The organism is Saccharopolyspora antiqui (genome assembly GCF_052246905.1).
Taxonomy (GTDB): domain Bacteria; phylum Actinomycetota; class Actinomycetes; order Mycobacteriales; family Pseudonocardiaceae; genus Saccharopolyspora.
This window is the reverse complement of record NZ_JBQQBO010000006.1, coordinates 223357-242169: the sequence shown is the minus strand read 5'-3', so window position 1 is coordinate 242169 and position 18813 is coordinate 223357. Positions and strand designations below refer to the sequence as shown.

The 18813-nt window shown below is 64.9% G+C and carries 20 protein-coding genes and 1 tRNA gene; 16 read left to right on the top strand and 5 right to left on the bottom strand.

Going from position 1 to position 18813, the window contains the following annotated elements:
- The first annotated feature begins 1 nt into the window (after position 1).
- Positions 2-166 carry a hypothetical protein gene (locus tag ACTWQN_RS13300; protein WP_443203730.1) on the top strand — a complete coding sequence of 55 codons (165 nt, stop codon included), beginning with the start codon at positions 2-4 and terminating at the stop codon, positions 164-166.
- A gap of 109 nt (positions 167-275) precedes the next feature.
- Here the strand turns inward: ACTWQN_RS13300 and ACTWQN_RS13295 are convergent, their stop codons facing one another.
- Entirely contained in the window at positions 276-686 is a 411-nt protein-coding gene (locus tag ACTWQN_RS13295) for a VOC family protein (RefSeq protein WP_443203729.1), read from the bottom strand.
- Between the two features lie 10 nt (positions 687-696).
- Positions 697-1140 (bottom strand): helix-turn-helix transcriptional regulator, encoded by a 444-nt coding sequence (locus ACTWQN_RS13290; RefSeq protein ID WP_443203728.1) that lies wholly within the window; start codon positions 1138-1140, stop codon positions 697-699.
- A 316-nt stretch (positions 1141-1456) separates the two neighbouring features.
- Here ACTWQN_RS13290 and folP point away from each other — a divergent pair, with 316 nt between their 5' ends.
- Positions 1457-2272 (top strand): dihydropteroate synthase, encoded by an 816-nt coding sequence (folP, locus tag ACTWQN_RS13285; protein ID WP_443203788.1) that lies wholly within the window; start codon positions 1457-1459, stop codon positions 2270-2272.
- Positions 2272-3021 (top strand): dihydrofolate reductase family protein, encoded by a 750-nt coding sequence (locus ACTWQN_RS13280; protein ID WP_443203787.1) that lies wholly within the window; start codon positions 2272-2274, stop codon positions 3019-3021. The genes folP and ACTWQN_RS13280 overlap by 1 nt, the downstream gene beginning before the upstream one ends.
- Positions 3022-3649: 628 nt before the next feature.
- Here the strand turns inward: ACTWQN_RS13280 and ACTWQN_RS13275 are convergent.
- The gene (locus ACTWQN_RS13275; protein ID WP_443203727.1) at positions 3650-5257 is read right to left on the bottom strand and encodes a pentapeptide repeat-containing protein; all 1608 of its coding nucleotides are present in this window, start codon (positions 5255-5257) and stop codon (positions 3650-3652) included.
- Positions 5258-5830: 573 nt separating this feature from the next.
- Between ACTWQN_RS13275 and ACTWQN_RS13270 the strand changes: the two genes are divergently transcribed.
- From ACTWQN_RS13270 to ACTWQN_RS13250, 5 genes are all read left to right on the top strand, one after another.
- Positions 5831-6187, top strand: a complete 357-nt coding sequence (locus tag ACTWQN_RS13270) for a hypothetical protein (protein WP_443203726.1) — start codon at positions 5831-5833, stop codon at positions 6185-6187.
- A 4-nt stretch (positions 6188-6191) separates the two neighbouring features.
- Positions 6192-6470: a hypothetical protein gene (locus tag ACTWQN_RS13265; protein WP_443203725.1), complete on the top strand. Its 279-nt coding sequence runs from the start codon at positions 6192-6194 to the stop codon at positions 6468-6470.
- Between the two features lie 211 nt (positions 6471-6681).
- Entirely contained in the window at positions 6682-7155 is a 474-nt protein-coding gene (locus ACTWQN_RS13260; protein WP_443203724.1) for a hypothetical protein, read from the top strand.
- A 488-nt stretch (positions 7156-7643) separates the two neighbouring features.
- Positions 7644-8402, top strand: coding sequence for a DddA-like double-stranded DNA deaminase toxin (locus ACTWQN_RS13255; protein WP_443203723.1), 759 nt, complete (start codon positions 7644-7646; stop codon positions 8400-8402).
- Entirely contained in the window at positions 8399-8824 is a 426-nt protein-coding gene (locus ACTWQN_RS13250) for an Imm1 family immunity protein (protein WP_443203722.1), read from the top strand. Before ACTWQN_RS13255 ends, ACTWQN_RS13250 begins: the two co-directional genes overlap by 4 nt.
- Before the next feature lie 172 nt (positions 8825-8996).
- Here the strand turns inward: ACTWQN_RS13250 and ACTWQN_RS13245 are convergent, their stop codons facing one another.
- The gene (locus ACTWQN_RS13245; protein ID WP_443203721.1) at positions 8997-9224 is read right to left on the bottom strand and encodes a hypothetical protein; all 228 of its coding nucleotides are present in this window, start codon (positions 9222-9224) and stop codon (positions 8997-8999) included.
- A 165-nt stretch (positions 9225-9389) separates the two neighbouring features.
- Here ACTWQN_RS13245 and ACTWQN_RS13240 point away from each other — a divergent pair, with 165 nt between their 5' ends.
- A complete protein-coding gene (locus ACTWQN_RS13240) occupies positions 9390-10175 on the top strand; it encodes a tyrosine-type recombinase/integrase (protein ID WP_443203720.1) in 786 nt (261 codons plus the stop codon).
- Between the two features lie 6 nt (positions 10176-10181).
- Here ACTWQN_RS13240 and ACTWQN_RS13235 read toward each other — a convergent pair.
- Positions 10182-10257 (bottom strand) — tRNA-Lys (locus ACTWQN_RS13235).
- 162 nt (positions 10258-10419) lie between these two features.
- Between ACTWQN_RS13235 and ACTWQN_RS13230 the strand changes: the two genes are divergently transcribed.
- The 7 genes from ACTWQN_RS13230 (at position 10420) to phoU (ending at position 18801) form a co-directional block, all read left to right on the top strand.
- On the top strand, positions 10420-11052 hold the full coding sequence (locus tag ACTWQN_RS13230) for a DUF4232 domain-containing protein (protein WP_443203719.1): 633 nt from the start codon (positions 10420-10422) through the stop codon (positions 11050-11052).
- A gap of 387 nt (positions 11053-11439) precedes the next feature.
- Positions 11440-12063: a superoxide dismutase family protein gene (locus ACTWQN_RS13225; RefSeq protein ID WP_443203718.1), complete on the top strand. Its 624-nt coding sequence runs from the start codon at positions 11440-11442 to the stop codon at positions 12061-12063.
- Between the two features lie 370 nt (positions 12064-12433).
- Positions 12434-13618, top strand: a complete 1185-nt coding sequence (dusB, locus tag ACTWQN_RS13220; RefSeq protein WP_443203717.1) for a tRNA dihydrouridine synthase DusB — start codon at positions 12434-12436, stop codon at positions 13616-13618.
- A 47-nt stretch (positions 13619-13665) separates the two neighbouring features.
- Complete coding sequence (locus ACTWQN_RS13215; RefSeq protein ID WP_443203716.1) at positions 13666-14082, top strand: hypothetical protein; 417 nt, start codon at positions 13666-13668, stop codon at positions 14080-14082.
- A gap of 297 nt (positions 14083-14379) precedes the next feature.
- Positions 14380-15252, top strand: a complete 873-nt coding sequence (locus ACTWQN_RS13210; protein ID WP_443203715.1) for a GGDEF domain-containing protein — start codon at positions 14380-14382, stop codon at positions 15250-15252.
- Between the two features lie 254 nt (positions 15253-15506).
- Positions 15507-18050 carry an LCP family protein gene (locus ACTWQN_RS13205; RefSeq protein WP_443203714.1) on the top strand — a complete coding sequence of 848 codons (2544 nt, stop codon included), beginning with the start codon at positions 15507-15509 and terminating at the stop codon, positions 18048-18050.
- Positions 18051-18153: 103 nt separating this feature from the next.
- Positions 18154-18801 (top strand): phosphate signaling complex protein PhoU, encoded by a 648-nt coding sequence (gene phoU, locus ACTWQN_RS13200; protein ID WP_443203713.1) that lies wholly within the window; start codon positions 18154-18156, stop codon positions 18799-18801.
- Positions 18802-18813: the final 12 nt, after the last annotated feature.

Below are 18813 nucleotides of genomic sequence, written 5' to 3'. Positions count from 1 at the left end.
CGTGTCTCCATCTGTCGGGCGGGCCTTCGCGGTCTCCGTCGCCTGGCTCGATCGGACCAGCTTCGGGCAGGAGGGCTGGTTCTCGTTCGTCGGCGCGGTCGCGGCAACGGTCCCTGTCTACCTGATCCGCGGTGTCGGCCGGGCCGAACGGCGCAAGAACCGCTGAGCGCCGGAACGGGGGCGGCACCCATCGGTCGTGCAGCAGCTCGGGGTTGGCGAGGCCCAGTGCGCGGGTTCCTTCACGGTGCCGTTCACGGCCGCGAACGCCGCACGGCTCAGCGCTGCTCCTGGACGCGGATCAGGTTGCCCGCGGGATCGCGGACGGCGCAGTCGCGAACGCCGTACGGCTGCTCGGTCGGCTCTTGGACGACCTCGACGTCGCTGGCCTGCAGCTGCTCGAAGGTGCCGTCGAGGTCTTCGGTGGCCAGCAGGAGCATGGCGTAGGTGCCCTTGGCCATCATCTCGGCGATGGTGCGGCGCTCGTCGTCGGTCATACCGGGGGTAGCGGCCGGTGGGTACAGGACGATGGAGGTGCCGGGCTGCTGGGTGGGGCCGACCGTGATCCAGTGCATCCCGCCGTATGCGACGTCGTTGCGGACCTCGAAGCCGAGGGTGTCGCGGTAGAAGGCCAGGGAGGCGTCCGGGTCGTTGTGCGGGAGGAAGCTGGCGTTAATCGTGATGTCCATGGCGGTCACGCTAGGTGCGGCTCGGGGCCGGCGCTTCTCGATTCCTGACCGGTCTGGTCACCTGTTTCGCGACGCACGACGGCATCCCCGCAGTCTCGCGCACCGCGTGCCGGCGGTAGGCGCTGGGCGGCATGCCGACCAGTTCGGTGAAGCGAGTGCTGAAGGTGCCCAGCGACGAGCAGCCGACCGCGAAGCAGACCTCGGTGACGCTGAGGTCGCCACGCCGCAGCAGCGCCATCGCGCGTTCGATGCGCCGCGTCATCAGGTAGGCGTACGGCGACTCGCCGTAGGCGAGCCGGAACTCGCGGCTGAGGTGCCCGGCCGACATGTGCGCGCCACGGGCGAGCGCCTCGACGTCCAGCGGCTGCGCGTACTCCCGATCGATCCGGTCGCGGACGCGGCGCAGCCGTGCGAGATCGCCCAGGCGCTGCGCGGCGGCGGGTCTGCTGGTCACCTGCGCGATCGTGCCACACCACGAGGATCAACACGCTGACCGTTCACGGCGCACGCTGCCTGCGACCGTGCTCATGTTCTTTGACCTGCTCGACGTTCAAACCGAGCTTGGCCACTGGCGGTAACGGCTGCTGGTGCTCCGGACGCGCAGGTGGTTCAGCCGGTGCGGACGGTATCGGGGGCAACTCTGGCAGACTGGCCTAGACCCCAGCTCAGGGACCATCGCAGGAAGGATCGGCTTCGTGCAGGATCTTGGTTCTAGCGCAATTGACCTCGCGTTTCGGGGGCGGCGAGTAGTTCGAGACCGACCCTTGGTGATGGCGATCGTCAACCGCACGCCTGATTCGTTCTACGACCGGGGTGCGACGTTCGCAGAGGACGCAGCCAAGGAAGCTGTTGCCAGGGCCGCTGCGGAAGGTGCCGATGTGATCGATATCGGCGGCGTGACCGCGAGCCCCGGCGCGGAGGTCGATGCCGAAGAAGAGATCCGCCGGGTGCTGCCAACCGTTGAGTGGACTCGGGCGTCGTATCCAGACGTGCTGATCAGTGTTGATACCTGGCGACACGAGGTCGCTGATGCGGCCTGCCGTGCGGGCGCTGACATCATCAATGACGCCTGGGGTGCCGCAGACCCGAAGATCCTTGACGTGGCGGCAGCCTACGACGCCGGTTACGTGTGCACCCACGCCAACCGCGATCCTCGGGCGGAGCCGGTTCGTTCGGACTACGAGGACGTTGTTACCGCCGTTGTGGATGAGACGGTGCGACTGGCAGAGCTGGCCGAATCCAAAGGAGTGCCGCGCGGCGGCATTCTCGTCGACGGCACCGGATATGGGAAGAACACTTCCGACCACTTGGCCTTGGTGGCTCGCGTGCAAGAGATCGTGTCCACGGGGTGGCCGGTGCTGATGGCGCTGTCGAACAAGACGTTCGTTCGCGAAAGTCTTGATCTGGATGTGGCCGATCGGGATGAACTCCTCACGGGCACGTTGGCGGCAACGGCGCTCGCAGCCCGCGCCGGAGCTGCGATGTTTCGCGCACATCAGGTTCTTCCGACTCGACGTACGGTGGAGATGGTTGCGTGCATCAACGGCACGCGGACCCCTGCGCGGGCTCAAGAATGGATCTCGTGATGCAGCAGATCTGGCCAGAGCATGTTGCTCTCGACGATCAGCAGCTCGAACGCCTCTACACGTATCCCGACAAGCGCCGATGGCTTGCCGTCAACTACGTTTCCAGCGCCGATGGAGCCGTTGAAGTAGGTGGCCGCGCACGCCAACTCTCCAACCCGCCCGATCAGAAGGTGCTCAAGCTCGGTAGTGATCTCGCTGACATCCTGCTGGTAGGTGCGACGACTGCGATGGTCGAGGAGTTTCGTGGCGCGCACCCGGACGAATCCACGCTCGAACGGCGTCGGCGTCACGGGCTTCGCGACATTCTGCCGACCGCAGTGGTCACGACGGGGAGATCGCTACCCGCAGACGCTCCAGTGATCACCGAAGCAGCCACGCCGACCATCGTGATCACCTGTACTGCCGCACCAGTGAAGAAGCAGAAAACCTGGGAGGCGGCGGGCGCCGAGCTGCTGATCGTCGGCGAGGACACCGTTGATCTCGCCGCCGCGATCGAGGCACTGACCGACCGGGGGCTGAGGTGGATCGACTGCGAAGGTGGTCCGCATCTCTTCGGTGGACTACTCGCCGCTGGCGTCGTTGACGAGTTGCGGTTGACGATCTCCCCATTGTTGGTCAGCGGCATGCACGAGCGGATCGCTACTGGCATCGCGCTTGAACCCATTGACCTGGAGCTGGCGTCAGTTCTTGCCGAGGACGACGCCATGCTGATTCGTTACCTGGTGCGGAAACGTCTGAGAGACCTCTGAATCGACACGCACCCCAGGGCTAGGCCGCTGGTTCGGCCTGCACCGGGCAGCCACCGTTGACTGCCGTCAGTTCTCCGTGGTAAGTCCGCCGCACATTCCGGCCTTTCACGGCTGCTGCCGCAACTACTCGCGTTCCTGGTCGGCCGTTCCGGAAGCAGGCAGGGTAGGAGCGAGAACGCCCCAACGACGGAAGTCAAAATCGCTGGTCGGTGAGCAGGCCCGGAAGGGCACTCAACGCGGGAAGCCGACGAAAGGCGACCACCGCACCGCGGGGGTCTGCGGGGGCTCGGCCCCCGCAACCAACAAGCCGGGCAACGGCGAAGCCGCAGCTGCGGCGAGCAGCATTCACCGCCTCGTGGGGCGCCAGGGGATCGAACCCTGAACCCGCGGATTAAAGTCCGCTCAAGCTGTGCAACGTGCCGTAGCGCGATATAGCCAGAAGAACATCGATGCAGCTCAAAACTAAATTTGAGCTACATCGCTGTAGCGTCGTATAGCGCAGCGTGGGGCAGTCTGCCCCATATCTGCCCCACGCCGACGGCCACTATGGACGATCGGTTGCAACCTGGAACGTTGTGGCCCCCGCTACCGAAGGTTACAACTCTCCGTGATGGTCAGCTCCACCGCATCACATACCTTGCCGCCGCTGTCCGCTGCCTCTAAGGGTGTTAAAGCCCGGAACTACATATCCCCATACACCATCCCAACCTTCGACGTGCCCGGTTGCAGCCGACTCTGGTGCTACTGCGGTCCAACCAGACGGCCAAACGCTTCTCCCTTCTAGCCCCGTGTCCCACCGAAGCCTCGTCCCATGACCGACCCATTCCGCATCACTAAAATCCGATTGCAAAAAGGTAACGCATCTTCCAAAAATAGAATTTTGAAAATCGGCATTTCCTTTAAATTCGGAAAATGTGAATTCGGCGTCAAACTTAAACGTCGCCTTTTTGAAGGTGGATCTACCCGCAAAAACAACTCCATTAAATTCAGCTATGTCCTCAAAGAGTACTCCTCCGAAGTTGGAGTCTCCGCCAATTCGCGCATTGTTGAATATTGCAGAGTCGCCGAATTTTACCTTTTCAAATAGGGCGAGGCCATCAAAATTTGCATTCTCAAATAGGCAAACGCCGTCAAATAACACGTCGTCCATTCTCATTCCGCCACCAAACTCGGCAAACCTAAAGGCAGCCCCCTGGAAATGCGAACGGGAAAAGATAGTCGCCTCAACAAAATTTGCGAAATTAAATGCCGCAAATAGTTTAAAGTAGGATTTCATAAAGTTTACACCCTTTTCAAAACGTGCCGATTCGAAATCGGCCAAGAGTGCAAACTCCGCCGAATCGAACGATGCGTGTCCGGCAAAGCAAGTACCGTTAAATGACACCTCCCCAAGAACTTTCACACCTTCAAACGAAGCGTTCCCCTTAAACGTCGATTTGCCAAAGACGGCGTCGTTCACGAATACAGTGTGATCAAAGTTTGCCTTATCTTCAAACTCAGCGGAGCCAAATTTACAATTATTGACACGGCACCCCGACAAATCGAATTTGACCAACAAGGCGCCATCTAGGTCAATGTCAATGTCTTTCCAAAATTTACCACTTGCAGTCTGGTCACTATTTTCGCAGGCATCCGGCCGCAAGTGCTCCGCAAGAATCCGTTGAGCCGTCAATCGCACTTGAAGTTCTTGCCTAGCCTGCTTGGCCTCATCCTTCTTCGGCTCGTCAGATAGCGCCTGTTCGGTCCCCTGCTCAAACCCATCTCTTTCTGGTAGAGAGAAAGACATCCTTAGATAGGCGCAAAAAACATTGACAACGGTCTGGCGATGATCCTTGTGTTCCTGAGCAAGGTGTTCTAATTGATACAGTGCGTTGAGTCGTACAGCGGCCTTGTCATTGCCGAGCTGTTCGCCCGCCTTCGCTTGTAGCTCGCTAATCCTCCTTTCCTCGGCGTCAAACCGCGTATTCTCATTCGCTTTTCGTACGATCTCGTTAGCTTCTTCAGTCGCCCGCTGCCTCCGCGCATGCAACAACAACGCGGCAGCCCCACCGGTTCCGACACCGAGTGTGCCCGCAGTGCGGATGATGTCGAGGGCTTCGCGGGAGCCGGGTGGCGGGTAGATCCAGAACAGCAGAACACCGGAGCCTACGGTGACGAGCAGGATGATCGCGGCGGCGATCCAGATGGTGGGCCAACTCAGGATGTTGCGAGGACTGTTGGGTGAGCCTTCTGCCATGAGGGCAGATGGTGGCAGTGCCCAGTCGACAGCGTGAGGGTTTTGGGCTGATAGCTCTGAAAGAGGGGCCTCAGATGCTGACTCTGAGACCCCTCTGGTCTTTCGTTGACGGGTTTGAATGTCCCGGTGGGTCGCCGTCGCTCAAAAGAGCCGGGAGCATTCTAACCTAAGCGCTCGCGGCCGATGCTTCGGCCGGGGCTATCTTGAGTTGCACAGCGTGCAATCCGGGTCGTAGCCGTGATTGGGGTGCTCCAACGCTTTTGCTAGTTCTTCGTCTTCGTCGTCGTTGTTTCTAAGGGAACGTTTCGTAAGCTCGCCATGGCAGTGCTTCTCCTTTCACAGATCACTGCCTCCGCCCCGCTCGGGATGTGGGTCCCGAGCGGGGCTCCTCCTGGTCTGGTAAACGCCTGCCTCCTCGGAAACGTTGCCCGCCACGGCACCACCTTGCTCATCGCGCGTCAAGTGCGCCTGTTAGCACGCACGGCACCAGCCTCTGGTCGTCGTCATAGAGACCGGCAACCGGTGGGCAGATGACGTCTGGCGATCATGAGCAGGCCAACACATACTGAACACATGTTCGAAGATGGTCGAGTCGAGGTGCATCCGATGGTCGCGGAGATCTTCCGCGAGCCGCGACCGGTCCAGGTCGATCTGGACGCCCTTCTCATCGGCTCAGGCCGTGGGTTCATCGGCGCCAACGGCCTGCCGATGATCGTCCGCGCCCAGGGAATCCGTCTCCAAGCGGTCGACGGAGCACAACACGCGTGGCTAAGAACGAACCTTGGCCACTGGGTCGGCCTGGTCACCTTCACCGTCCCGAGCCAACTCGGCGACCTGCCGTGCCGGTCACTTCTGCCCGCAGCCGCATTTCGCCTCACCAAGCCAGACGATGGTTCGGAGAGCGGGCCATCGTCACCCGGCGCATCCTGAGCCCGTGGTCGAGCTGGTCACCGTCCCCGCGGTTCTTCCCGCAGGCCATGCCGCACTGGAGATCCACGAACACGGCGTGATCGTCGGCGATGTCGACTTCCGCGTCTGCGACGCCTGCCGCCTGGGCCTCGTTGAGCATGTTCGCGTCGACCGGCCACGTCGACGGCGAGGGCTCGCGACCCAGGCGATCAACAAGCTGCTGGCTGACTGGCCCGACCCCGAAACCTTTGGGAAGCCCGGTGAGTGCACGCACATACGCGAGGCCGACGAGCAGATGCCATGAGGTGGCCGCCGACCTTGTCTTTCCCCGGATAAAGCCCCGCGATCAAACATGTCGATCGGAACGCTAGACTTGGCTGCGGGCACAGCGCGGGCCTCTTCCGAGTCACCTGTTTTCCCACGCAACTGGTGGCGATGAGGACAACCATCCTTGATGGCAAGCGCCACTTAGCCGACCTCATACGGGGGTTGCGTGGGTTCCTGTGGAGGCGATGATGGGCGACAGTCCCAAGCGCAAGGTGAACACGGCTCGGAAGAATCTGGCACGGGCACTCCGGGAACAGTATGGCGGCCACAGGAACGCTACGCAGGCGCTTGACCGCAAGAGGATTGCCTTGCTCGCGTCTACCCGTGCACCGTCACGGCTCTGCAAAGCCGAAGCAGCGTTGATCGAGAAGCCCGATTTTGTCGAGAATGCAGCGGCAGACGCAGATTTCTTCAACAAAATCGTCCGTGCGCTCGAAGAGATTTCTCGTGCGCCTTCTCCGCTCGATAAAGCCCTCGCTTCCCGGCTCAAAGACACAGGAGCAAGGACTAAGGGCCTTGCGGTTGATGCCGAGATGACTCCATTCGTTGAAAAAATGTTTGACCACACGACGATTATTATCGAAGCCGTTGGCAGTTCTAGCCTACCGAGCACGTCTATTATCGACTATGGGCAGAACATTGTTGCCATCAGGTATAGCTAATCTTCGCCGGGCTTCCGGGGCAGGTCGGCTCGACCCGGTGGTTAGCGGGTCGCAGGCGGACGCCCAGGGAGCGGTCCTGGAACAGGGCGACCGTACCAGGTATCAGCACTGTCGTGTGGCGCGTTCGATCGAGGCACCCTGGGGTGAAGTGTGTCCACGCTCGTCGTCCTGATCACGGTCATGATCGGGTTGTTCAGTGCGCCCGTGTGCTTGTGGTTGATCCTGCGGTTCCTCAAGCACGTCTACGACCACGGCGGCCCGGATGATCTCCGGGTTGCCGCGTCAGCGCTACGGACGGCTCGGTCGCCACGAGCGCAGTTACCTGAAGACGCCGCGGCGAAAACAGAGTCAGTGGAGGAGCAGCGCGGCACCGCGGCATGAATCGAGTTGGCTTACACGGCTGTCTGGGTGGTTTCCGCTCGTCCGATCTAGTGATGGCGCTCCATGACGGCGGGTTTCTGTCGGGGTCAGGCTGAGCATCGGCAGACGTGGCCGATGACGTGGCGGCGGTGGCGGCGAAGATCCGCGCGGTGATGGCTGCCTTGCCGCCGTCGACGTTGCAACACGCTGGGGAGTGCGTCGACGAAGCGGGCACGGTGTTGTACCCGATGGCGCAGGAGACCCACGACCCCGAGCTGGCCGAAGCGATCACGGCGATGGGTGGGGTACGGGAGGAGATCGACCAGGCATGGCAGATCTGCCGACGGGTCCGCGAGATCTGCGAGCGCTACCTCAACGCCATCGGGGCAACCGCCGACGCTGGAGGTGCTCCAGGAAACCCAACACAACCCGCCCCACGGCACGCGATCGCTTCCGACGGGTCTCACTACCCGCAGGAAGCGGCGCCGGTTATCGATGTTCTGCCTCGCCGGGTACGCGAGAAGGAGGCAGCCGAAAAGACCGTGGGCTACGTTGATGGCTCGGTGACCAACAGGTTCACCTCGGGACGGGACCAGACATGGACACCCGCGATTCTCGCGCGAGCCCGGTCGGTCGGACTCGCACCTCGACTCGCGGCCTTCGTCAGCAGCCATGTCGAGATGAAGGTGGCAGCGATGATGCTGCAACGCGGTCAACGGCACAGCGAACTGGTGATCAACCACGTTCCCTGCGGTTCGCAGCCGAACCAACCCACCGGGTGCGACCAAGTGATTGAACGATTCCTCCCAGCGGGGTACACGTTGACTGTTCACGGCACCACCCAAACCGGTAGACCGTTTTCCAAGACCTACAAGGGGCAGGCATGACCAGCGTTCCGAGTGCGGACGTCCTCGACAACGGGGAAGTGCACCTGTCCGCCAGCACGGACGTTGACCAACTCGTGCGCGGCTTGTCCGAGCACGACCAGCGGCGCGAGAAACCCGAGTGCGGTGTTGCCTGGTTCTTCCAACACGAGCCCGGCGAAGACGCATCCGCGCTCGCGCTCGGTGTTCGCGGCGAGATCGGAGCGCTCATGTGGTTCGACGCCACCTCCGCCCTCATCCCCGCTGACGGCACGAACACCGAGTACGTGGACTACTTCACCGCAGGTGGCCACACCATGGTCATGACTCCCGGTGCGGAACTCCCGATCACCCGCGTTCTGGAAGCGCTACGCGAGTTCGCGCACACCCGGCAGCGACCGACCTGCATTGAATGGGCGCCTGAACCTGAGATCCACGGAGCCTGATGCGCATCGAGCCACCCTCGAATGCGTGGGTGCCACGTAGCGCGGTCGAGGCGGCACTCAGCGAGTTTTTGCGGACAATGCAGCGCCCAGCCGTGGTACTGACAGCCTGGCTCAGGCCCGGACATGCTGTAAGCCTGCCAGCCCGCAGCGCCGCACGCTGGCAGGCAGTTGGTCACAGCAGTTTCTGATATTGCCTTGCGCTTTCCAATCCGCTCTTAAGGAGGTACATCACAGCGCCGACTTTAAGTGGAGCTTCCCCGTAAGCCTGGCTTGCCTGGCTGACAAGTGGGTTTGTGCCGCCAGTTGTCCCGTTTTGAAACGAATTCACTCCTTCTTCAATCTTGACCTGTGCCTCCTCCAACAAACCGAGACCACGACGGATCTCCAGATTGGATGCCACGATCTGTGTTTGAACGTCATCTACCCCAGACATGACGCTACAGCCGACCCGCGTAGCCCTCGGCGTCGGACATGATCGCCTGGATCCTGCCCTGTGCGCCACTGAGGGTTTCCACCACTTCTCAAAGATGCGGTGCTGAGCAAAAAGATCGATTCCTCTCCCTGCGTGGCGATCAAGCTTCCGCCCATCCCGCCGTCCGACGAGTACTTTCTGACACAGGAGGAATACGTTCGGATCTACCAAGCTCTGCCCACCCGTCGAGACAAAATGCTCGTCGCGCTCCTGGTCAACACCGGAATCCGGTGGGGCGAGGCAGTCGGCGCGCATCGGCACCGGTTGGATGCCTCAGAACTTCGGCTCGACGTGCACGAGGTTTACGACGAGCGTGCCAAGGAGATCAAGCCGTACCCAAAAGGCCGGAAGAGGCAGCACGCTAAGAAACGGTCGGTACCGCTCTCGGACGGATTCGCCGAAGACCTCGCTGCATGGTTGGAAGATCGGCCCAATCCGAAGACGTGCCGAACCCCGCACAGGCAGGGCAGCCGGTGCCGATCCGGGTTGATCGTGCCGGGATACAAAGAGGCGGTCGTGGATTACCACAACTGGCGTCGCGAGGTCTGGGTTCCGGCGGTCACGGCCGCTGGATTGCCGACCGTGCGAATCCACGACCTTCGTCATACCTATGCGTCGTGGCTGATCCAGAGCGGCAAGGTGACGATCGAACAGTTGCAGATCTTGCTAGGTCATGCGCTGCTGAGCACTACACAGCGTTACGCCCATCTCGCTCGGAGCCAGTGGGAGTCGGTTCGATCCTCGCTCAGCGACTCGGCCGCCTGCGTGGAGCAGGGCAAATCAGAGAGGCAGGCTGCTCCATATCTGCTCCACGCCGACCCCCTCGCAGGGGGCACGAACGTCATCGATCTCGCGTCCCGCCGCAGGTCAGCGGGCTAAAGGTGATGGTGGGGCGCCAGGGGATCGAACCCTGAACCCGCGGATTAAAAGTCCGCTGCTCTGCCAGTTGAGCTAACGCCCCGCGCGAACAAGGTTACAAGGTGCGGTTGATCTCGTGCCGTGCTGGTGGCCGCTTCTCGGGCGGATGAACATCACAACTCGACCACGGCTCAACCTCCGACCGCGCGGCGCGTCTTTCACAGCGAGGGCACGAACGACTCGTGCGCACGACGGAGGGAATGACATGTTGCTCAACCGGACGCGGACCCTGGGCGCGATCGCCGCACTGCTCGGCGGGGCGCTGCTGCTCTCCGGATGCGGTCAGCGAGCGACCGACGCCGCCCCTTCGCCCGACCAGGACAGCTCTATCCAGGGCGACGGCGCGGCGTCCGAGATCTCCGCCGCCGGGGCGGCCGGGGCGAACGGCGTGCAGCCCGTCGAATCCAGTTGCTCGGCCAGCGATTTCGCGGTGGACCTAAACGTTCAGCCCGATCGTCCCGGTGTGCTGCTGATGGCCGTCACGAACAATTCGCGGCAGTCCTGCGCGCTCGACGGCTGGGTGGATCTGGTGGCCACCAACATGGCTGGCGAACCCCTCACCGATATTCCGACCGAGAAGGTCGAGATGCCCGGGGCGCCAGTGGAGATCAACCTCGACCCCGGCGAGGCCGCGTTCGCGGGTGTGCACCTCGAACTCGGCGACAAGGCCGACGCGGACACGTTCGTCGCCACCGGCTTCACCGCGACCCCGCCGGGTACCGCGGGGTCGACCAACGCCGACATCATCGGCATCGGCGACGGGCAGTACACCGAGTTCCCGATCAAGTCGATCCAGATCGGCACGTTGCAGCCCGCCGCCCAGGGCGTCACCTTCTGACCGCATAGCTCGTGAGCGCTCCCGTCCCAGCAACGTGGAACGCTCACGAGCTGGTTCCGCGACGAGCTTCGTGCTGCTGACGGCGACCCGGTCCATTGGTCGCGCCCAGCGCGAAGACCCCGATGACCGCGGCCGACAGCTCGGCCAGCGCCCACCCATGGATCCCGCCTTTCCGGCGACGCAGCCGCTTGGCCCACCGGCCTGCGGTCTCGCAGCGGATCGCGACTCGAAACTGCCCCGTTCGCACGACAGGACACCGTCGACCGGCAGCCATACGATCGGCAATCCGGGCATTCCGGGCCACCGACGAACGCCTGTACCGACGAACCGACGATTACGGGCAGAATCGACATCACTGCGTTCAGTGACGGAAAGGGAAAGGGCACCATGCTTCATCAGCGGACTCGACTGCTCGGCTCGATCTTCGGCTTGGCCACGGCTGGCGCGCTGCTCGCCGGTTGTGGCGGCGCACCGCAGCCCACGGCGCCGCCAGCCGAACAACCGAGTTCCCCCGGCCAAACGCAAGCCGCGTCGCCCAAGCAGACCTCCGGGACGTACGAGCCCTACCGGCCGGGCGCCACGGCGATCACCTACGACCCCGCGCAGGTTCCGCCCGGATCCAGTGCCAGCATCACTTCGGAGCGCACCGACGGGCGCACCAGGGTCACCGTCGAGGTCCGGGGTCTGCAGCCGAATCGGGAGTACGGCGCCCACGTGCACACCAAACCCTGCGGCCCGACCGGCGAAGACGCCGGACCGCACTTCCAGGAGCGAGCCGATCCGGTCAAGCCGTCGGTCGATCCGGCCTACGCCAATCCGCAGAACGAGGTTTGGCTGGACTTCCACACCGATGCCCAGGGCAACGGCACCGCCACCGCCGAAGGCAACTGGTCCTTCGACACCAGGCAGGACGCGAAGTCGTTCGTGGTCCACGCGACGCACACCCACACCGAGCCCGGCCAGGCAGGCACCGCCGGTGCCCGCCTCGCCTGCCTCGACGCGCAGTTCTGAGTGGTGGTAGCGGTGCTGGCGCTCGACGCACCAGCACCGCTGCCGGTCAGTCGCCACACGAGGGCTGGATTGTTAGCCCGAACGGATGAAAATTAGCTGGGCTAAATGACCTAAATATGCTTTCTTTCAAATCGCGCTGATATGGCCGCCCATTGGCAACTCCGCTGTCGAAAATTTACCGAGCCGAGTCGGCGATAATCGGACCAGAACAGGTTGGCGAACTCCCTGTCGATCCGGAAGAAGTAAGGACGACTGAGCAGTTCGGGGCGATTTGCGAATCCGCCGGGGTAGTTGTCGAGCACGTGCTCTTCGCGCGCGCAAGGCAGGTCACGGGTGATCCGGGTGCGGCCGTCGGGGACAATGGCCCTTGATGACCGTGCTCGATCTACCCAGAATGTCGGCCCGCCCGGCCGCACCCCCGCTGCAGGTCGGCCCCTTCCAGGTCAATCCGCCGGTGGTGCTCGCCCCGATGGCCGGAATCACCAACGTCGCGTTCCGCCGGTTGTGCCGCGAGTACAGCGCCCGTGGCGCTGGAGCGGGCGGCGGGCTGTTCGTCTGCGAGATGATCACCAGCCGCGCGCTGGTCGAACGGCACCCGAAGACGCTGGAGATGATCACCTTCGACCCGGACGAACACCCGCGCTCGATGCAGCTCTACGGCGTCGACCCGGTGACGATGGGCCGGGCGGTGCGGATGATCGTCGACGAGAACCTCGCCGACCACGTCGACATGAACTTCGGCTGCCCGGTGCCCAAGGTGACCCGCAAGGGTGGCGGCGCCGCGCTGCCCTTCAAACGGCGCCTGTTCGGCGAGATCGTCCAGGCTGCGGTTCGGGCCGCCGAACCGGCGGGCATCCCGGTGACGGTGAAGTTCCGCATCGGGATCGACGACGACCACACCACCTATCTGGACGCGGGCCGCATCGCGGCGGACAACGGCGCAGCGGCGGTCGCACTGCACGGCCGCACCGCGGCCCAGCGCTACTCGGGCACCGCCGACTGGTCGGCCATCGCCCGGTTGAAGGAACACGTTCGGACCATTCCGGTGCTGGGCAACGGCGACATCTTCAGCGCCGACGACGCACTCCGGATGATGGCCGACACGGGCTGCGACGGCGTGGTGGTCGGCCGCGGCTGCCTCGGCCGCCCGTGGCTGTTCGGCGATCTGCAAGCGGCCTTCGCCGGTGCCCCGATCCCGCCCGGCCCGCCGCTGGGCGAGGTCTGCCGGGTCCTCCGACGGCACGCCGAACTGCTCGCCGACCACATGGGCGAACAGAAGGGCGTACGCGACCTGCGCAAACACATGGCGCAGTACCTGCGCGGCTTCCCTGTCGGCTCCGAGTTGCGGCACCGGTTCGGGCTGGTGTCCAGTCTGGCCGAACTCGACGACCTGTTGGCCGAACTCGACCCGAACGTGCCATTCCCGATGGACGCCGAGGGTCCGCGCGGACGCCAGGGTTCGGCGGGCAAGGTCGTGCTGCCGGAGGGGTGGCTGGCAGATCCCGACGACGTCACCGTGCCTGCGGGCGCGGAGATCGAGCACAGCGGCGGCTGAGTGGTGACATGCCATATTCCGTTGCATTGGACGGTGATCATCGATGGATGACTGTCCTCATAGGCCTGTCCGCCGCACTTCTCGCCACGGGATGTGCCGCGCCAGCAACCGAATCCGAAGCTCTTCGACTGTCCAAGCAGTACTTCACCGACAACAACGCTGCGGCGGCCCAGAATCCGCAAGCCCAGCAGGCATTCTTCCGCCGCACCCAACATCCCGATTTCGCGGACCGGATCTGCGATCTCGGGGCCACCACGGTCGAACTCGACCCTGCACTGTCGACACTGCGACCGGATCCGGGGTTCGCCCCGGAAGGCATTCGGCCGCGCGGCGAGATCTGGGTCGTCGGCGTCGAGGTGACCACCCGAACGGCGGGCAGCGGAACCGGCCATCAGATCGGCTCGCAGCACCTGGTGCTGCTCGACGGTCGGATGTACGGGTTCGCTCCCTGCCCGCGCGGGTAACTGATTGCGCGATCAAGCGCTGGTAACGCGAACCGAGGGCGATAGCGATGGAGTTGCGATGCGGTGATAAGAAACACACACTGGTTTGCTCGTCCGTGCGGGTGGGTCCGATCCGTTTTGCTTCCGCATCCACCCCTCCGCCCGGTACACACTCTAGGCAGCTGAAGATTCGGGCGGCGCTCGTCAATTCAGACCAGGCCAGGGTCAGCCGGTTGAGCGAATTAGGGCGTCGGGCGAGTCAGACCAGCTCAAGCGATCCGTCCCACCCGACGACACCACGGACGGGAGGTGAGTGCGATGACCGGACTGCGTAAGGGTTTCGCCGGGCCGGAGCCGCTTCGCGACGACGACGCGGCCACCACCCGGCCTCCCGGCCAGCGCACCCGCCAGGACCTGGCCAACGGCACCGGGATGGCGGAACTGCACGAGTCGATCGCCAGTCTGCTCGCTTCGCGGGGCCAGTGGCGGCAGGCGTACCACCACCTGCGCTCGGCCCTGGACCTGATGTCCACTGCGGACACCCCACGAGTGCCGGAACAGCTGCGGCACGAGGTCAACCGGTTGCGCCGCGAGCACGCCGAAGCGCGCGAGCAGAGCCTTCGGGACAGCCTCACCGCCAGCTACAACCGCCGCTACCTCGACGAGCGGCTCTCCGACCTGCTCACCGAGCACGCCGGCACCGACGACGGCCTGGCCGTCGCACTGGTCGACCTGGACTGGTTCAAACAGGTCAACGACACCTACGGGCACCTGCTCGGCGACCGGGTGCTGCAACGGGTCGTCGACCTGCTGCAGGAGGCGCTGCCGACCGGCGCGTTCTGCGCGCGCTACGGCGGCGAGGAGTTCGTCCTCGTGCTGCCGAGCATCGAGCCCACCACCGCCGTGCGGGTGTGCGAAACGGCGCGGTCCCGCGTGGAGCGGTTCCCGTGGCCGCAGATGGCACCCGGGTTGCGGGTGACGATCAGCGTCGGGGTCGCGCACGAGCACACCACCGCCGATTCCACGCCGGTGTCGGCCGAACAGCAGTTGATCAGCGCCGATGCGCTGCTCTACGCCGCGAAGCAGGCCGGTCGCAACGCGGTCGCCTACCGGACGGGCACCGAAGTCCGGTTGGCCGGAATCGCGGCGGGGCGGCGCGCGGCGGTAGCAAGAAGAGTCGCCGGTTACTGATCGCGATCAACCAAGAGCACTCGGTGTATTCAAGTTTTGTTTATGCCGGTCAACCGGGTTAGCACAGTTGGTCGTATTGGACGAGACGACACGTGGGATCGTGCACTGATTGTGAAGAAATTGTCGCCCACTATCGTCAGTTCGGGCGATCGGCCGTACTATCTCGGAGGCGTCGACCGATACACGTCGGGGGGTATCGAGCGCGCTGCCATTGCTCGTAGACCGTTGGCTTTCGCAGGTGGGAGGGAAAACGCGTGCCGCAAGACCCCCGGCATGGCGAATTCGGGCACCGTCGCTCCCGCCCGGACGAAGAAGCCGCCGACCAAGGCGCCGCCGGATCGACCGGCCGACGCCGACGCGCGCTCAGCGAGGACGGCACCGGGGGAACCCGCGTCATCGACCTGCTCTCCAAGCACGGCAAGGCGCCCGGCAACGGCTCCAACCACCGACGCGCGGCCGAACCGGAACCGCCGGAACCGCCGCAATCGCTGCCGTCCGCACCGCCGCAGCCGCCCCAGGCGTCGAAACCACGCCGGGCCGCGCGGCCACCGCAAGCCACTCCACCCGGCCCGGCCGCCCGCCCCGAGCCCGCCGACCCGCGCGCCGGTTGGACCGCGCCCGAGAACGCACCGCGTCGCACCCGCCAGACTCCGCCGAAGCGCCCCGTCAGCCCCGGCACCCCGCCACCCGGCTGGAATCCGCCCGCTGCGGGCCCGCCCGCACCTCAGACGCCGAACCGCGACTCGCGGCCGGGACCCCGCCGCGCCGCGGCGGACGGCCCCGCGCGCCCGGTCGCCGACGGCCCGGGCCACGCTCGCCCGGGCCCGGCCGAGCGTGGCCCGGGCGGAACAGCGGCAGCCTTCGCCGGAGGTGCCGCCGCCCGCAACGGCGCTCCGATGGAACGGCCAGGGCGCAACGGGGCACCGATCGAGCCGCCCACTCGGGGCGGCGCGCCGCTGGAGCCGCCGATACGCGGCGGCGCTCCGGGTGAGCCGCCCCGCAACGGGGCACCGCTGGAGCCACCCGTCCGCAACGGCGCTCCGTTGGAGCCGCCTGCGCGCAACGGGGCTCCGATGGAGCCGCCCCCCCGAAATGTGGCTCCGGTCGAGCGACCGGTCGCCGAGTCGACCCGGATCACCCAGGCCCTGACCGGTGAAGCACCGGCCAAACCGCCGCGCCGCGCGCCGCGCCCGGCACCGGGCCGTCCGGCGCCCCCCGCCCTCGACGAGGACCTGGAAGCCACCACCCAGCATCCGGCCGTCCCAGCGGATTCCTCGAAGGCCGAGAAGACCTCTGTGGTGGCACGGCCGAAGCGGGGCGACAAGACCTCGGTGGTCAAGCCGGTGGCACCACCGGTCGGCGACGCCGAGGAGACCGCCATCGTCGCGGCCTCGGACCTGGCCGACGAGCACGAACTCGTAGCCGAAGACGAAATCCCGAACCGCAAGGCCGACATCAAGGAGATCGACGCCACGCTGGCCCGGTTCTCCGCGGTGCACGACGAGATCGCCGCCGAAGAGGAAGCTCGGCGCAAGAAGTACTCCTGGCTGATGGGCAAGCGCCGGGAGCCGGAGCTCGGCTCCGACATCCCCTTCGACTTCACCGAGGGTCGCGAGGGCCAGTCCCGGATGGAGTGGAAGAAGAAGCAGCGCAAGCGCCGCACGAACCTGATCGTGATGGCGGTGGCGATGGCCGCTTCGCTGACCGTGTTCCTGACCCTCGGCATCGCCTGGGGCGCCACCACCTTCTGGAGCCCGCCGTCGATCGCGGCGCTGGACCCGAACTCGGCGGCCATCAAGGACGTCGCCAAGCAGACCGGTGACCAGAACTTCCTGCTGGTCGGCTCGGACACCCGCGCGGGGGCCACCGCGGCCGACGGGGTGGGCTCCGAAAGTGACGAGCCCGGTGCCCGCTCGGACACCACGATCATCGCGCACATCCCGGCCGACCGGAGCCGGGTGATCCTGGTTTCGTTCCCGCGCGACCTGCAGGTCGACATACCCGCGTGCGAGCGCTGGGACTCCGTCACCGGCAAGTACACCGGCGAGCAGATCCCGGCGCGCCGGGACGTCAAGCTCAACGAGGCCTACTCGGTCGGTGGCCCGTTGTGCACGACCAAGGTCATCCAGCAGATCTCCGGCTTGCGGGTGGACAGCTTCCTGGGCATCGACTTCCAGGGCTTCAAGTCGATGGTGGACGCCGTGCAGGGCGTGGAGGTCTGCTCCGAGAAACCGATCATCGACACCATGCTGGGCACCGTGCTGCCCACGGCGGGCAAGCAGACGCTCAACGGCGAGCAGGCGCTGAGCTACGTGCGCGCCCGGCACGTCGTGGACGACGTGACCTCGGACTACGGCCGGATGCACCGCCAGCAGCTGTTCCTGTCCGCGCTGCTGCGCAAGGCGATGTCCAGCCAGGTGCTGCTCGACCCGGGCAAGCTCAGCAGCTTCGTCAAGGCCATCAGCGCCAACACCTTCGGGGAGAACATCGGCGTCGATCGCCTGATGGACCTCGGTCAGCAGCTGCAGGGGCTGGAAGCCAATCGCGTCACCTTCGTCACGGTGCCGACCACCGGCTACTCCAACGATGACGGCAACGAGGTGCTGCGGGACGAAGACACCAAGGCGCTGTTCCAGGCGATCATCGACGGCGCTCCGGTGACCTCGGACGCGAACACCCAGCAGCTGCCGAGCGGCGGCGGGACCAACGGGTTGCGGCAGCAGCCCACGGACCCGAACCAGCCGACCGTTCCCGGCGGTCTGGCCACCGTGAACGCGGGCACCGACATCTGCGGTTGACCTCGGATTCTGCGGTAGCCCGAACGGGTTCATCATGGTCCGTTCACCGCTGATTCACCACAGGTCACCTTGTCCGATTCCAGCTGGAAGTACCCTGAACAGCATGCGTGAGGTCTACCAGGAACAGCTCGGCAAGCTCGCCGACGAACTCGCTCTGATGTCGACCATGGTCGGCACCGCCATGGAGCGCGCCACCAAGGCACTCCTGGAGACCGATCTGAAACTCGCCGAGCAGGTCATCGAGGAAGACGTCCAGGTGGACGAGGCGCGGGCCCGCGCTGAGGAGCACGCCTTCGGGTTGCTGGCCCTGCAGGCGCCGGTGGCCGGTGACCTGCGCACGGTGATCTCCACCATCCATGCCGCCGAGTCCCTGGAGCGGATGGGCGACTTGGCGCTGCACGTGGCGAAGGCGGCGCGCCGCCGCCACCCCAACGCCGTGCTGCCGCCGGACGTGCAGCCGTACTTCGCCGAGATGGGCCGGGTCGCGGTAAAGCTGGCCGGGCGCGCCCACACGGTGATCCGCACGCAGGACGTGGAGTCCGCGCGCGGGCTGGAAGAGGACGACGACGAGATGGACGACCTCCACCGGCACCTGTTCACCGTGATGATGAGCCCGGAGTGGTCGCACGGGGTCGCTGCCGCGGTGGATGTGACGCTGCTGGGTCGGTTCTACGAGCGGTTCGCCGACCACGCCGTCTCGGTGGCCCGCCAGATCGTGTTCATCGTGACCGGAAAGATGCCGTCCAGCTGAGTCGTTTCAGCA

Bases quoted from the DNA above. Each gene is read 5' to 3' on its own strand.
- ACTWQN_RS13210 (WP_443203715.1), top strand. From the start codon at position 14,380: ATGACCGGACTGCGTAAGGGTTTCGCCGGGCCGGAGCCGCTTCGCGAC.
- ACTWQN_RS13215 (WP_443203716.1), top strand. From the start codon at position 13,666: ATGACTGTCCTCATAGGCCTGTCCGCCGCACTTCTCGCCACGGGATGT.
- phoU (WP_443203713.1), top strand. From the start codon at position 18,154: ATGCGTGAGGTCTACCAGGAACAGCTCGGCAAGCTCGCCGACGAACTC.
- ACTWQN_RS13280 (WP_443203787.1), top strand. From the start codon at position 2,272: ATGCAGCAGATCTGGCCAGAGCATGTTGCTCTCGACGATCAGCAGCTC.
- dusB (WP_443203717.1), top strand. From the start codon at position 12,434: ATGACCGTGCTCGATCTACCCAGAATGTCGGCCCGCCCGGCCGCACCC.
- ACTWQN_RS13250 (WP_443203722.1), top strand. From the start codon at position 8,399: ATGACCAGCGTTCCGAGTGCGGACGTCCTCGACAACGGGGAAGTGCAC.
- folP (WP_443203788.1), top strand. From the start codon at position 1,457: ATGGCGATCGTCAACCGCACGCCTGATTCGTTCTACGACCGGGGTGCG.
- ACTWQN_RS13295 (WP_443203729.1), bottom strand. From the start codon at position 686: ATGGACATCACGATTAACGCCAGCTTCCTCCCGCACAACGACCCGGAC.
- ACTWQN_RS13230 (WP_443203719.1), top strand. From the start codon at position 10,420: ATGTTGCTCAACCGGACGCGGACCCTGGGCGCGATCGCCGCACTGCTC.
- ACTWQN_RS13260 (WP_443203724.1), top strand. From the start codon at position 6,682: ATGGGCGACAGTCCCAAGCGCAAGGTGAACACGGCTCGGAAGAATCTG.
- ACTWQN_RS13225 (WP_443203718.1), top strand. From the start codon at position 11,440: ATGCTTCATCAGCGGACTCGACTGCTCGGCTCGATCTTCGGCTTGGCC.
- ACTWQN_RS13270 (WP_443203726.1), top strand. From the start codon at position 5,831: ATGTTCGAAGATGGTCGAGTCGAGGTGCATCCGATGGTCGCGGAGATC.
- ACTWQN_RS13275 (WP_443203727.1), bottom strand. From the start codon at position 5,257: ATGGCAGAAGGCTCACCCAACAGTCCTCGCAACATCCTGAGTTGGCCC.